The sequence below is a fragment of the Propionivibrio sp. genome (assembly GCF_017995515.1).
Lineage (GTDB): Bacteria > Pseudomonadota > Gammaproteobacteria > Burkholderiales > Rhodocyclaceae > Propionivibrio.
In genome coordinates, this window is the sequence record NZ_JAGOIT010000014.1 from 35,535 (window position 1) to 48,752 (window position 13,218).

The 13,218-nt window shown below is 63.6% G+C and carries 12 protein-coding genes and 1 pseudogene; 11 read left to right on the forward strand and 2 right to left on the reverse strand.

All coding sequences use genetic code 11. The annotated features are described in order from the left end of the window. The 11 genes and pseudogenes from pdxA to KBA32_RS03965 all read left to right on the forward strand — a co-directional run. Positions 1–1,034 (forward strand): 4-hydroxythreonine-4-phosphate dehydrogenase PdxA (pdxA, locus tag KBA32_RS03915; RefSeq protein ID WP_294355589.1); only part of this gene is annotated, 1,034 nt, incomplete at its 5' end. Between the two features lie 184 nt (positions 1,035–1,218). Beyond that, the gene (locus tag KBA32_RS03920; RefSeq protein WP_294355592.1) at positions 1,219–2,373 is read left to right on the forward strand and encodes an iron-containing alcohol dehydrogenase; all 1,155 of its coding nucleotides are present in this window, start codon (positions 1,219–1,221) and stop codon (positions 2,371–2,373) included. A 169-nt stretch (positions 2,374–2,542) separates the two neighbouring features. Beyond that, a complete protein-coding gene (locus tag KBA32_RS03925) occupies positions 2,543–3,439 on the forward strand; it encodes a dihydrodipicolinate synthase family protein (protein ID WP_294355595.1) in 897 nt (298 codons plus the stop codon). Between the two features lie 6 nt (positions 3,440–3,445). Beyond that, positions 3,446–4,363, forward strand: coding sequence for a DMT family transporter (locus KBA32_RS03930; RefSeq protein ID WP_294355597.1), 918 nt, complete (start codon positions 3,446–3,448; stop codon positions 4,361–4,363). A gap of 206 nt (positions 4,364–4,569) precedes the next feature. Continuing rightward, entirely contained in the window at positions 4,570–5,712 is a 1,143-nt protein-coding gene (locus KBA32_RS03935; protein ID WP_294355600.1) for a M20/M25/M40 family metallo-hydrolase, read from the forward strand. 146 nt (positions 5,713–5,858) lie between these two features. Further along, positions 5,859–6,062, forward strand: a pseudogene (locus tag KBA32_RS03940) (hypothetical protein); the annotation flags it as partial. Between the two features lie 86 nt (positions 6,063–6,148). After that, positions 6,149–6,880: a flagellar brake protein gene (locus KBA32_RS03945; RefSeq protein ID WP_294355604.1), complete on the forward strand. Its 732-nt coding sequence runs from the start codon at positions 6,149–6,151 to the stop codon at positions 6,878–6,880. Between the two features lie 123 nt (positions 6,881–7,003). Continuing rightward, entirely contained in the window at positions 7,004–7,669 is a 666-nt protein-coding gene (locus tag KBA32_RS03950; RefSeq protein WP_294355607.1) for a class II aldolase/adducin family protein, read from the forward strand. After that, complete coding sequence (locus tag KBA32_RS03955) at positions 7,669–9,288, forward strand: NAD(P)/FAD-dependent oxidoreductase (RefSeq protein ID WP_294355609.1); 1,620 nt, start codon at positions 7,669–7,671, stop codon at positions 9,286–9,288. Before KBA32_RS03950 ends, KBA32_RS03955 begins: the two co-directional genes overlap by 1 nt. A 76-nt stretch (positions 9,289–9,364) precedes the next feature. Then, positions 9,365–9,868, forward strand: a complete 504-nt coding sequence (locus tag KBA32_RS03960; RefSeq protein ID WP_294355612.1) for an ankyrin repeat domain-containing protein — start codon at positions 9,365–9,367, stop codon at positions 9,866–9,868. Between the two features lie 39 nt (positions 9,869–9,907). Further along, a complete protein-coding gene (locus tag KBA32_RS03965; protein WP_294355615.1) occupies positions 9,908–10,147 on the forward strand; it encodes a DUF3820 family protein in 240 nt (79 codons plus the stop codon). Here KBA32_RS03965 and KBA32_RS03970 read toward each other — a convergent pair. After that, positions 10,127–10,510 (reverse strand): response regulator, encoded by a 384-nt coding sequence (locus tag KBA32_RS03970; protein ID WP_294355619.1) that lies wholly within the window; start codon positions 10,508–10,510, stop codon positions 10,127–10,129. The genes KBA32_RS03965 and KBA32_RS03970 overlap by 21 nt on opposite strands. Positions 10,511–10,556: 46 nt before the next feature. After that, complete coding sequence (locus KBA32_RS03975) at positions 10,557–13,106, reverse strand: HAMP domain-containing sensor histidine kinase (protein ID WP_294355622.1); 2,550 nt, start codon at positions 13,104–13,106, stop codon at positions 10,557–10,559. Positions 13,107–13,218 lie beyond the last annotated feature (112 nt).

Genomic DNA, 13,218 nt, shown 5'->3' on the forward strand with positions numbered 1-13,218 from the left:
ACATGAAAAAGGCAATTCGACTGGCAGTGACCATGGGCGACCCCGCCGGTATCGGTCCCGAGATCATTGCGAAGACTGCGGACAAAATGCGCGACGAGATCGCGGCCGGGCGTCTCGAATTCATGGTGATCGGCAGCGCCGAGGCACTCGACAAGGCCTGCGTGCAAGTCGGATTGAAGCGCGAGACGCTGCCGCTGAGCATGATCGACGTCGGGCCGGTCGAAGGCGTGATTGAAACCGGCAAGGTCTCGGCGGCCGGCGGCGAATGGGCATATCGCGCGGTCAAGCGCGCGGCCGAAATGGTACAGGCCGACGAGGCCGACACCATCGTCACCGCCCCCTTGTCGAAGGAAGCACTGCACCTTGCCGGCCACCACTTCGAAGGTCATACCGAATTGCTGGCCCACCTCACCGGCATGCGCGATGCGGTGATGATGCTGGCGCACGGCCCGATGCGCGTCAGCCACGTGACGACGCACTGCCCGATCGGCGAAGTGCCTTCTCGCATCACGCCGACGCGCCTGCGCCGCGTCTTCGACGTCACGCTCGACGCGCTCGAGTGCCTGGGCTTCGAGAAGCCGCGCCTGGCGATCGCCGCGCTCAACCCGCACGCCGGCGAAGGCGGCATCCTCGGCAAGGAGGACGACCTGATCATCGCGCCGATCATCAAGGAGTACGTCGATAAGGGCTACGACGTCACCGGCCCGGTGCCGGGCGATACAGTGTTCATCAAGCTGCGTGCGCAGCAGTTCGATGCCGTCGTCGCCATGTTCCACGACCAGGGGCATATCCCGGTCAAGCTGCTCGGTTTCAACGTCGACGAGAAAACCGGCGTCTGGCACGCCATCAGCGGCGTCAACGTCACGCTCGGCCTGCCGATCCTGCGTACTTCGGTCGACCACGGCACCGCCTTCGACATCGCCGGCAAGGGCATCGCCAACGCCGACAGCCTGGTCGATGCCGTCGAATACGCGGTGAAGCTACTCGAAGGCCAGCGCAGGAAGCGGGAGTCACAGTCCATAGAAAATAACTGACAACCTTTCCACCGTTCGTGGTGAGCCTGTCGAATCCTGTCCTGAGCCGGTCGAAGGGCATGAACAGGCGCACGGAGCAGACATCTCGCCCTTCGACAGACTCAGGGCGAACGGTAGTGAGGCACTATCAGTCATAGCCACGAACGTCAGTAACTCATTGCCCCATTTGCCCACGGAGAACACCATGAGCACCTATTCCATTCTGAACGCCGGCCGCATCGTCGCCGGCCCGGACAGCATCGAGCAGATCGCCGACATCGTGAAGGATTACGGCGCCTCGCGCGTGCTGATCATCAGCGACAAGGGCGTCGCCCGCGCGGGGCTGATCGATCGCCCGAAGGCGTTGCTCGAAGCCGCCGGCATCGCCGTTTCCATCCTCGACGACACGCCGCCGGAACCCGAAGTCGAACAGGCCAACGCCATCGTTACGGCAGCGAAGAACTCCGGCTGCGACATGGTCGTCGGCATCGGCGGCGGCAGCGCGATGGACGTCGCCAAGCTCACCGCCGTGCTGCTCAACAACGACGTCACGTTGCGCGAACTGCTCGACAAGGCGCCGATTCCCCGGCGCGGACTGCCCACGCTGATGATCCCGACGACGGCCGGCACTGGCTCGGAGACGACGCCGAACAGCATCGTTCTCGTGCCCGAAGACGAGCTCAAGGTCGGCATCGTCAGCCCGAAGCTGATGCCCGATTGCGTCATCCTCGACCCGAAGATGACCCTCGGCCTGCCGCCAGCGATCACCGCCTCGACCGGGATGGACGCGCTGTGCCACGCCATCGAGTGCTACACCTCGAAGAAGGGCAACCCGTTCAGCGAAATGATCGCGCTCAAGGCGATCTCGCTGATCACGCGCAGCATCCGCCGCGCCTTCAAAACCGGCACCGACATCGATGCGCGTCACGACATGCTGCTCGGCGCGATGTACGGCGGCATGTGCATCGCCACCTCGTCGACGACGGCGGTACATGCGCTCGCTTATCCGCTCGGCGGCAAGTACCGCATCGCGCACGGCGTCTCCAACGCGATCCTGCTGCCCTTCGTCATGCGCTTCAACGCCGTCGGCAACGAGGACAAGTTCCGCGACGTCGCGGTGGCGATGGGACTCGACGTCGATCCGGCAGACAGCAAGGCAGCGACCGAGAAGTTCATCGAAGCGATCTTCGAACTCAACCGCGACCTGCAAATCCCGTCGGATCTCAAGCGCTGGAACATCACGGCCGCTGACCTCGAAACGCTGGTCGAAGGCGCGGCAAAGGTGACCCGCCTGCTCGACAACAATCCGCGCCCGATGGGCAAGGCCGACATCCGCGCGATCTACACGCAGCTGATCTGACGACTGAGAGCCGCAAAAAAATGACCGATACCCCATCCTCCGTTCGTGGTGAGCTTGTCGAATCATGAACAGGCGCACTGCGCGGACGCCCTCCCTTCGACAAGCTCAGGGCGAACGGCAATAGGGGCCGCCCGTCGTATTAACGAACGTCAACCAACGAAAGCCCGACATGAAAAAGACGATCCAGGGCGTACTCACCGCCATCGTGACCCCGTTCGACGCCAACGGCGAAGTCAGCCCGGTCAAGCTGCGGCGACAGATACGGCGCCAGCTGGAGCACGGCAACGGCATTTTCTGCAACGGCACCAACGGCGAGTTCTTTGTATTGACGACCGACGAGAAGATCCTGGTCACCGAAACCTGTGTGGACGAGGTCAGCGGCGCCGTGCCGGTGGTCGGCCACATCGGCGAAATCTCGACGGCAGCGACGATCAAGCTCGGCAAGCGCCTGGCCAGCATCGGCGTCGATGCCGTCTCGGTGATCACGCCCTACTTCGTCCCATTGCGCCAGCACGAGCTGATCTACCACTACACGGCAATCGCCGACGCCGTCCCGGTCCCGGTCTTCCTCTACAACATCCCCGGCCGCACCGGCAACACGATCGAACCGGCGACGGCGCGCAAGCTCGCCGAACACCCGAACATCGTCGGCATCAAGGACAGCGCCGGCAGCTACGAGAGCCTCAAGGGTTTCCTCGACGCCGCGCGCGACATGCCTGACTTCGACGTGCTGAGCGGACCGGATCATCTCGCGCACCAGGGATTCCTCGAAGGCTGCTCGGCCTGCATTTCGGGGCTGGCGAACTTCTCGCCGGAAGGCGTGAGCCTGATCTGGAAACACTTCCGCGACGGCAACATCGAGAGGTCGAAGGCGGCGCAGGACTTCATCGCCGCACTGCGCAAGGATCTATACAACCTCGGTTTCTCGCCGGCGGTCGTGAAACGGGCCACGGTCATGCTCGGGGAGGACGTCGGCGAGAGTCGTTATCCGACGCTCTTTTCCGATGATGACCTCGCAGCCATCAAGGAGACGGTTGCCAGGTACGGCGTCGTGCCGAAGCTGTAAGCGGTGATGCGCAGCTGGTCGCCGCAACGCCTCGGCGTCACGTTCGCCATCATCTCGGCGCTCGGCTTTTCGTTCAAGGCGATTCTCGTCAAGCTCGCCTACGCCGTGCCGCAGGCGGTGCCGGTCGACGCGGTGACGCTGCTCGCGCTGCGCATGTTGTTCGCACTGCCGGTCTTCGTCTGGGTGGCGCTGCGCACTCAGCGAACGACGCCGCCGCTCACCCTGCGCGAGTGGCTGGCGCTCGCCGCGCTCGGCATGCTCGGCTACTACGGCGCGAGCGTCTTCGACTTCATCGGCTTGCAGTACATCTCGGCCGGTCTCGAACGGCTGATCATCTTCACCTACCCGACGCTGACGCTGTTGATCGGCGTGCTGTTCATGGGCAAGGCGATCCGTGCGCGCGAAGTCGGCGCATTGCTCCTTTCCTACGCCGGCATCGGGTTGGCCTTCGTGCACGACCTGCAATTCGGCAGCGACACGCGCCTGGTGTTGATCGGCGCCTTCTTCGTCTTCGCCTCGTCGATCTCGTACGCGCTCTACCTGTCGGGCAGCGCACCGATGATCCAGCGCCTCGGCGCCGCGCGCTTCACGGCACTCGCCGTCCTCGCTTCGACGGTCTCGACCCTGCTGCATTTCCTGCTCACGCAGCCGGTATCGGCGTTGCAACAGCCCGTTCCGGTCTACGCCTACGCCGCCGCGATGTCCCTGTTCTCGACCATCCTGCCCGTCTTCATGCTGGCCGCCGCCATCCGCCATATCGGCTCGACGACCGCCGCCCTGATCGGCACGCTCGGCCCGGTGCTGACCGTCGTCTTCAGCTGGTCGCTGCTCGGCGAGCCGATCTCGCTGGCTCAGATGGCCGGCACCGCCTTCGTACTCGGCGGTGTCCTGCTCGTCAGCTCGAAAAGCGTCGCGCGCGAGTAGGTGCAGAACCATCACATCGCCGATGATCCGATGGTTTTCCCCTCCCCTGACAAGGGGAGGCAGGGAGGGGTTCGGATTTGACGCGATTGCCCCGCAAGCAAGTTCTGTTGCCGGCAAGTCCCCGCCTGAGAAACAATACGCACTCGTCGTGCGCTCAAGCCAGCGCCCCACCACCGCAAGACCCTACATCAGGACTCCCCACGCTCATGCTCGCCAACAAGAACACCCAGCGCCTCGTCGACCAATTCATGGCCATGGCGAAGATCGCCAGCCCCTCCCGACAAGAGGGCCGCCTGGCTGCCTACCTCAAACCCGAACTGGAGGCACTCGGCTTCGTCGTCGAGTTTGACTCGGCAGGCGAGCTGGCCGGCGGCGACACCGGCAACCTGATCGCCACCCTACCCGGCGATCCCGACATCGAACCGCTCGTCCTCTCCTGCCACATGGACACCGTCACCCCGTGCATCGGCGTGACACCGATCGTCGAGGACGGCGTCATTCGCTCGGATGGAACAACCGTTCTCGGCGGCGACGACAAGGCCGGCATCGCCGCCATCCTCGAAGGCGTGCGGCGCATCCGCGAGCGCGGCGTCCGGCACGGTCTGATTCAGGCCGTCTTCACCATCTGCGAGGAGGTCGGCATGCACGGCGCAATGGGGCTCGACTACAGCAAGATCCGGGCAAAGCGCGCCTTCATCCTCGACGCCGACGGGCCGATCGGCCAGATCCTCGTGCGCGGCCCGGCCAAGGACGCCATCCACGCCGTCATCCACGGCCGTTCCGCGCACGCCGGCCTCAAGCCGGAAGCAGGCATCAGCGCCATCCAGGTCGCCGCGCGCGCGATCGAGCGAATGAAACTCCTGCGCATCGACGACGAAACGACCGCCAACCTCGGCCAGATCTCCGGCGGCGGCGCTACCAACATCGTCACCGACCGCGTTGAAATCACCGCCGAAGCGCGCAGCCTCACCAACGAAAAGCTCGACGCGCAGGGCGCACACATGAAAGCGTGCCTAGAAGACGCCGCACACGAGTTCGGCGCCACGGCCGAAGTCACCATCGAACGCAGCTACCACGCCTTCAGCCTCGACGCCGACGAACCGGTCGTGCGCCATTGCGTCGCAGCCATGCAAAGTCTGGGCATCACCCCGACGCTCGCCTCGACCGGTGGCGGCAGCGACTGCAATGTCTTCAACCGGCACGGCATGAAGGCGGTCGACCTGTCGATCGGGATGACCGACGTGCACACCTGCATGGAAAGCCTGCGCATCGAGGATCTCGAGATGACCGCTCGCCTGGTCGAAGCGCTGATCGAATTCAGTGATCGCACATCGCTACCGAAGGCGTGACGTTCGGAAAGCAGAATCGGCCCCATGCCGCCCTACCTGAAACAGCGTGGCATCATTCTGAGCACAGTGTATCGGGCAGCAACCGGCCACTAAAAGCTTTCGTCCATCGCCTCTGGGTCTGCCACTTTGGCTCCTTCTTGCTATGTTTGTCCGGCGCTTACCATGCCTTCGACTTTCAGAAGTACGCCGCTCGGTATCTCGCGGCGTTCAGTTATCCCTTCAATCGACGCTTCGACTTGCATTCGCTTCATCAGCGATTGCTCATCGCGGCTGTTTCAATACCTCCTCAGCCGATGCGATCGATCCGCGTTGCTGACGTTTGTTGCCAATCAGGTAACGGGATGGGGTAAATGCTCGAGCGCGCTGGCGCCCGAGGGGCATCGCCATTACTATGTCGGCAATTTCAGGGACGGCAATTCGCACCAAAAACAACATCATGGACAACACTTACTCCGACGAGGAACTTGAACGCTGCACCTTGCACAGCCCACGTGAAGTGATCTTTCAACTGCGCGGGATGATCAAGCGCGGCGACCGGGTCACCGTTCTTTTCCAGGAAGGGCGGCAGAGTTTTCTCACTGTTCTGCTCGGCGTCGCCGAAGACAAGGGATTGCTGTACTTCGACATCGGCGGCAGCAACGAGATGAACCAGGCGTTCCTCAAATCGGAGCAAAGCACGTTCACGACGCACATCGACGGCGTGCGCATCCAGTTTACGGCGAAGAAGGGAGGCGAAGTCACGTTGAACGGCGATGCCGCCCTCGCTGTACCGATCCCGGCGAACATGCTGCGCCTGCAACGGCGCGATTATTTCCGGCTGCAACTACCGTCGACCAAACCCTACATCTGCCGCATCCGGCGCGGAACGCCGCAGGAGAAGGCGTTGCCGCTGCACGATATTTCCGTCGGCGGGGTCGGCATCCACTCGCCGCAGCCGCTCGACTACGAGCCGCTGGAGAAACTGGAAAACAGCTGGATCGACCTGCACGACAGCGGCGTTCTCGCCGTCACGCTCGAAGTCCGCCACATCGACGCGATCGAAAGCCGCACCGGGCGGAAGCTCTGGCACCTCGGCTGCCGTTTCGTCAATCTATCGCCGCTCAACGAGACACTGATCCAGCGCTTCATGGCGCGGCTCGAGGCGGAGCACAAGGCGCTGGCTACCTGACGAGGCAGATCCTGCCGGACAGCCCGTTCCGCGCCCGGACGGGCTGATAAAATGCGGTTCTCGAAGGTTGACGCCGCGCATGGCCGCGGTGCTCGACGCCACCTCGCCTATCCGGAGAATCAGATGTCAGACCTGCGCCAGCAACTCATCGACGCCGCCATCCATGTTGCAGAACGCGGCCTCAACAACGGCACGTCGGGCAATCTCAGCGTGCGCACTGTCGAAGAGGGTGAAGCCGGTTTCCACATCACGCCGACCAGCGTCCCATATCAGGACTTGAAACCGGACGACATCGTCTTCATCACGCTGGACGGCGACTACGAAGGGCTGCACGACAACCGCCGCAAGCCATCGACCGAATGGCGTTTTCACCTCGACATCTATAAAGCGAATCCGGATGCCGGCGCCGTGCTGCACGCGCACTCGCGTTTCGCCAGCAGCCTCTCCTGCCTGCGCCGCGACATCCCGGCCTTTCACTACATGATCGCGCTGTTCGGCGGTGACACGCTGCGTTGTGCCGAATACGCGACCTTCGGCACGCAGGCGCTGTCCGACAACGCGCTCAGGGCCATGCACGAGCGCAACGCCTGTCTGCTGGCCAACCACGGGATGCTCGTCTTCGGCCGTGATCTGACGCACGCCGAGTATCTCGGCACTGAACTCGAACTCCTCTGCGAACAGTACTGGCGCGCCTGCCAACTTGGCCAGCCGTTCATTCTCGACCGCGAGGAGATGGCGGTCATTCTCGAGAAATTCGGCTTTGGCTACGGCCAGCGAGCGGACGCCTGATGATCCGCATCAACGAACTTCGCCTGCCGCTAGAGCATCCGCCAGAGGCGCTGCCGAGCGCCGTCGCCAGACGTCTGGGCATCGCCGAAACGGCCATCCGCAAACTCGCCGTGTTCAAGCGCAGCCACGACGCGCGCAAGAAGAATGCGCTGCTCTTCATCTACACGGTCGATCTGGAGATCGACGACGAAGCGGCGGTGCTCGCGCGATTCGCCGACGATCCGCGCGTCAAGCCTAGTCCCGACACGAGCTACCACTTTGTCGCTCAGGCGCCGAACGACCTGAAGCAACGCCCGGTCGTCGTCGGCTTCGGGCCGGCCGGCATCTTCGCCGCATTGGTCCTGGCGCAAATGGGCTTCAAGCCGCTGGTGCTGGAACGCGGCAAGGCGGTACGCGAACGCACGAAGGACACCTGGAAACTGTGGCGCAACAACGAGCTGAACCCGGAGTCGAACGTGCAGTTCGGCGAGGGTGGCGCCGGCACCTTTTCGGACGGCAAACTCTACAGCCAGGTGAAGGATCCGCGCCATCTCGGGCGCAAGGTGCTGACCGAGTTCGTCAAGGCCGGGGCGCCGGAGGAAATCCTCTACGTCGCGCATCCGCATATCGGCACCTTCCGCCTGGTCAGCATGGTCGAGCGCATGCGCGCCGGGATCATCGCGCTCGGCGGCGAGATTCGCTTCGAGAGCCGCGTCACCGGGCTGCACATCGATAAGGGGCACGTGCGCGGCGTCACGCTGGCGAGCGGAGAGGAAATCGCCGCCAGCCAGGTCGTCCTCGCCCTCGGCCACAGCGCACGTGACACCTTCGAGATGCTGCATGCGACGGGTGTGTTCATGGAAGCCAAGCCTTTCGCCGTCGGTTTCCGCATCGAGCACCCGCAGTCATTGATCGACCGGGCACGCCTCGGTCCCAACGCCGGCAACCCGCTGCTCGGCGCCGCCGACTACAAGCTCGTCCATCACGCCAGCAACGGCCGCGCGGTGTATAGCTTCTGCATGTGTCCGGGCGGCCAGGTCGTCGCCGCCACGTCGGAACCCAACTGCGTCGTCACCAACGGCATGAGCCAGTATTCGCGCGCCGAACGCAACGCCAACGCCGGCCTCGTCGTCAACATTGCGCCGGAAGACTTCGGCGACGCCAACGATCCGCCCTCGCCGCTCGCCGGAATCGCCTTTCAGCGCAGCCTCGAAGCGCACGCGTTTACGCTCGGCGGCGGCAACTACGAGGCGCCCGGACAACTCGTCGGCGACTTCCTCGCCGGACGCCCCTCGACCAAGCTGGGTTCGGTGATTCCGTCGTACCAGCCCGGCGTGCATCTGACCGACCTGTCGACAGCGTTGCCGGACTTTGCCATCGCCGCCATGCGCGAAGCCATCCCGGCCTTCGACCGGCAGATCCGGGGCTTCGCCCTGCCCGACGCGCTCCTGACCGGGGTCGAGACGCGCACCTCGTCGCCGCTGCGCATCACGCGCGGCGAGGACTACCAGAGCGTCAACGTCAAGGGACTCTTCCCGGCGGGTGAAGGCGCCGGTTACGCCGGCGGTATCCTGTCGGCCGGAATCGACGGCATCAAGGTCGCCGAAGCCGTCGCATCAAGCTACCAGGCGAGACAATGACTCGCGCGTCCGCACATATCCGGCAATTGCCTGCTGGTAAAATGTCGCCGCTACCGCCGCTCATGGAGATTTCGTCGTGCCCCAAACCGTTGACCTGATCAAAGCAATTCGCACGGGGAAACTGTCCGAAGTCATCGCTGCGCTCGATGCCGGTGCCGAGGTCGAACTGCACGACGGGCAGGGCGATCCGGGCTTGCCGCTGGCCATTGCCTGCTTCATGGGGCACGCCGAGATCGTGCGCGAGTTGGGCATCCGTGGCGCCAAGGTCGATTTCGACGACAACCTGGATCCGACCTCACCGCTGGCAATGGCCGTGCGTGGCGGGAAGCCCGAGGTCGTCAAGGTACTGATCGAGTTGGGCGCAGTCGTCCCGCCGGGCATGCAGACAGGCCTGACCGACCAGGAGTTGATGCTCGCCAAGTGGAAGGCGCAGCATTTCGGCGTGAGCCAGGCTGGACAATCGGGGGATGTGTCATCCGGAATCGAGGAAATCACCGTCGTCGGCGGCTGCTACGGCACGGACACCGGCGTGCTCGATGCGGAGCTGCGGCGCGCGATCGAAACGATGGACAAGAAATAGGCGAATCCGCCGTCCAACCCGAGGCAAACCCGGCCGAGCATGGATTCAGACAGCCTGCAACGATTGCTTACCTTGGCCATGCCGTTCGGCAAATACAAAGGGCGAGTGATCGCCGACTTGCCCGGCAACTACCTCAACTGGTTTGCCCGCGAAGGATTTCCACCCGGCGAACTCGGCCGCCTGCTGGCGCTGATGCACGAGATCGACCACAACGGTTTGTCGTCGTTGCTCGACCCTCTGCGCCGACAAGTGCGCAGTTCAGTCCGTCACCAGCCTTGAAATCAGGTCGCCAAGCCCCTGCAGCGACATCGGCTTGACGAGAACGGCGCTGAAACCATTCGCGAGAAAGCGGTCAATATCGCCAGGGAGCGCGTGCGCCGTATAGGCGACGATCGGCAGCGACGCGAAGCGCGGGATGGCGCGCAGACGCAGGCAGACGTCCTCGCCGCAGAGATCCGGCATGCTGATGTCGAGCAGAATGAGATCGACGTCCGGGTTGATGGCAAGCCATTCGAGCGCCGCCTTGCCGCCATCCACCTCCACGGCGTCCCAGCCAAGTTTGGCAAGGAAGACAAGCGCCAGCTTGCGGTTCGAAGGGACGTCGTCTACCACCAGCGCGCGTCGCGTTCTTGTTGTCGTCATGTCTGATCTCTGCACGTATTCTGTTGTTCGATGCGTTCCGCGTGTTCTACGCTGCCGGTCCGGACGCGGGCAGGACGACGAAGAAAGTGGCCCCCTCGCCCGGGTTTGATGCCACGCCAATCTGACCGTTCATATGTTTGATCAGCTGCTCCGATAGCGCCAGGCCCAGGCCGGTGCCCTCGTGACTCCGGGTCACGAAGTTCTCGCCCTGGCGGAAACGCTCGAAGATGATTTGCTGATCTTCATGCCGGATACCCGGTCCGGTATCCTGAACCTCGATACGTACAGAGCGGCCATTGTCTTCGTGGCGCGCACGTACGACCACCCCGCCCTTGCTCGTGAACTTCAACGCATTGTTGCTCAGATTAAGCAGGACTTGCCGCAGACGCGCGCCGTCGGCATACACCTGCGACGGGAGGTCGCCGTCTTCGAGAGCGAAGGACAGGCCTTTCTTGATGGCATGACCACGCTGACCGGCCTGCACTGCGCGCAGCAGATCCGGCAGATCGACGACCTCGAAATTGAAGCGCATGCGCCCTGCTTCCACCTTCGCCAGATCGAGGACGTCGGTCACGAGGACTTCAAGATGCTGGCCGCTCTTGCGGATGATCTCGGCGTACTCGCGCTGCTCGGGATCGTTCAAGTCGTTCTCGAGCAGCTCGGCAAAGCCCATGATGCCGTTGAGCGGCGTGCGCAGCTCATGCGACATGTTGGCCAGGAACTCGCTCTTCATCCGGTTGGCCTCCAGCGCCTCGCGCCGGGACTCTTCGAGACGCGAAAAGGACAACTGGACTTCGTCGGCCATCAGGTTGAACGATTTCGACAGGTCCGCCATCTCGTCCTCGCCCTTCACCACCAACCGCTGCCCGAGTTCTCCGCTCTGGAAGCGCCGGATGGCGCGCGTCATTTCCGTAATGCGGCCGGTCAGGACGCCCGCCATGGCAATCGCAATGACGATGACGATGACGATCATGATGAGCGTCGAAGCGGTCAGCCCGAATGCCGTGCGGCCGAGGTGCTCGCCGATCGAATCAAGCAGCCCCTCGCGCTCGCGCTTGAGCTTCTCGTCCGCCGCGGCGATCAGCGCGTCGATGCGCTTGCCGGATTCGGTGGCGGCCTTGTGAAAGTCATCAACGTTGGCGCCGATCGTCACATAGCCGAAGCCGCGTTTGGTCGCGCCGTACTGCCCCGTGTAGTAGGGAATCGCCGCCGCGGTCGTCAGTTTCCACAGCCCGGAGAAGAAGATCACGAACGAGCCGGAGCCGCCATGCTCGGTGAGTGCGTCCCATCCGTGGCACTGCGGCGAGAAATTCAGATAGCGGCAATCGAGGCCGACACTGCCCGAACCGCTCGACTCCGGTGCCGCCTTGCGCTGGAGAGATTGGTCGCGAAACGCTGGTACGTCATCGCGGAACGCCGACCAGGATTTGCCGCTTGCGTTCCACTCGGCCCACAGATCGCCGTCCATCCACGGCGCCGCCGGCTCGCCGGTATCGGGATCGTAACCAGCGATGAAATAGTCGCGCGGATGCACGATCGAGCGACTCTTGTGATCCCAGATGAAGGCGTAGTTGCCCGACCCCGGATCGGCGATCGGCGCGAAGCGCTCCGTCGTCGGACGCACGCCATTGACGAATGCGGCCAGGTGCGCGTGGTCGAGCGCCAGCGTGACGTAGCCGACGATCCGGCCGCCCTTCTCGACCGGCGTTGCCCAGCGCACGATGCCACGGAAGCGCTTGCCGACCGGATTCTCCAGTCCGGCATAGCCTGACTCCTCGGGGCGGAAATCGCGTTTCAGCTCCGCCGCCTTGGCCTTCGTGTAGGGACCGATCCACTGCGTCTTGACGTAGGGACCGATCACTTCCGAAACATAGACTTCGCCGGCCTTGAGTTTCTGCACCCCGGACCAGTAGGTTTCGGCCTTGGCGAAGGTATTTTCACGCCGGCTGATGTCGCGCAGTCCGGGAGGCAAAAGGTCGCCCTGCTGCGCCTTGACCTGCTCAACACCGTTCAGGTCGATGAAACTCATTTCCAGGAACAGGGGGCGCAACACGCGCTGCCCGTAGTTCTCGGCCGAACGCGTATGGAAATTCTTGGCGTTATCTGCGAGCGGCGATCGGACCGGATTGTCGGCGTTGTACGGACGCTCCGGCATCCAGCCCGTCCCGTCCGGCGTCGGCACGTAATTGCCGTGTTCGTAGAGCACCCGGACGTGGCTGGCGAGAAAGTCGGCGTAGGCGGATGCCGAGGGTTCGATCGCTGCGGCGCGCAGGACGTCGCCATCGCGATCGTAAAGAAAGCCGGCGACCTGGCGGGCAATGTCGGTAGTCAGCGCCTCGATGGCTTCGCGCGAGCGCTCGTCCAGCGCGCGCACCGAATCCTCGATCGCCATTTTTCCCGTTTGCTGCTGGGTGGCGCGCATGGCATCGGCCATCTCGACCGCGCGCGTCGACACCCCATCGCCCAGCCCGCGCGCCGCCTGCCAGGCATATCCCGCCAACAGCACCAGCGGCACCACCTTGATGGCGACGAAGATGATGATCAGCTTGGCACGAATGCCCATGCGGGAAAAAAACTGCGGTACGCCAACCTTCATCCGACCCCTCCGGCCAAGCCGAAATTGCTTCACGAGCACCGGAAGGATGATAGCGCCAGATTATTCCATTGTCCCGCACGAACCGTGCTGGCGATGCCGGATTTTTTCAGCG

What these genes read in the sequence shown, in the direction of transcription:
- KBA32_RS03920 (WP_294355592.1), top strand. Translation starts at nt 1,219, where the DNA reads ATGAGCACCTATTCCATTCTGAACGCCGGCCGCATCGTCGCCGGCCCG.
- KBA32_RS03925 (WP_294355595.1), top strand. Translation starts at nt 2,543, where the DNA reads ATGAAAAAGACGATCCAGGGCGTACTCACCGCCATCGTGACCCCGTTC.
- KBA32_RS03930 (WP_294355597.1), top strand. Translation starts at nt 3,446, where the DNA reads ATGCGCAGCTGGTCGCCGCAACGCCTCGGCGTCACGTTCGCCATCATC.
- KBA32_RS03975 (WP_294355622.1), bottom strand. Translation starts at nt 13,106, where the DNA reads ATGAAGGTTGGCGTACCGCAGTTTTTTTCCCGCATGGGCATTCGTGCC.
- KBA32_RS03950 (WP_294355607.1), top strand. Translation starts at nt 7,004, where the DNA reads ATGTCAGACCTGCGCCAGCAACTCATCGACGCCGCCATCCATGTTGCA.
- KBA32_RS03945 (WP_294355604.1), top strand. Translation starts at nt 6,149, where the DNA reads ATGGACAACACTTACTCCGACGAGGAACTTGAACGCTGCACCTTGCAC.
- KBA32_RS03955 (WP_294355609.1), top strand. Translation starts at nt 7,669, where the DNA reads ATGATCCGCATCAACGAACTTCGCCTGCCGCTAGAGCATCCGCCAGAG.
- KBA32_RS03970 (WP_294355619.1), bottom strand. Translation starts at nt 10,510, where the DNA reads ATGACGACAACAAGAACGCGACGCGCGCTGGTGGTAGACGACGTCCCT.
- KBA32_RS03965 (WP_294355615.1), top strand. Translation starts at nt 9,908, where the DNA reads ATGGATTCAGACAGCCTGCAACGATTGCTTACCTTGGCCATGCCGTTC.
- KBA32_RS03935 (WP_294355600.1), top strand. Translation starts at nt 4,570, where the DNA reads ATGCTCGCCAACAAGAACACCCAGCGCCTCGTCGACCAATTCATGGCC.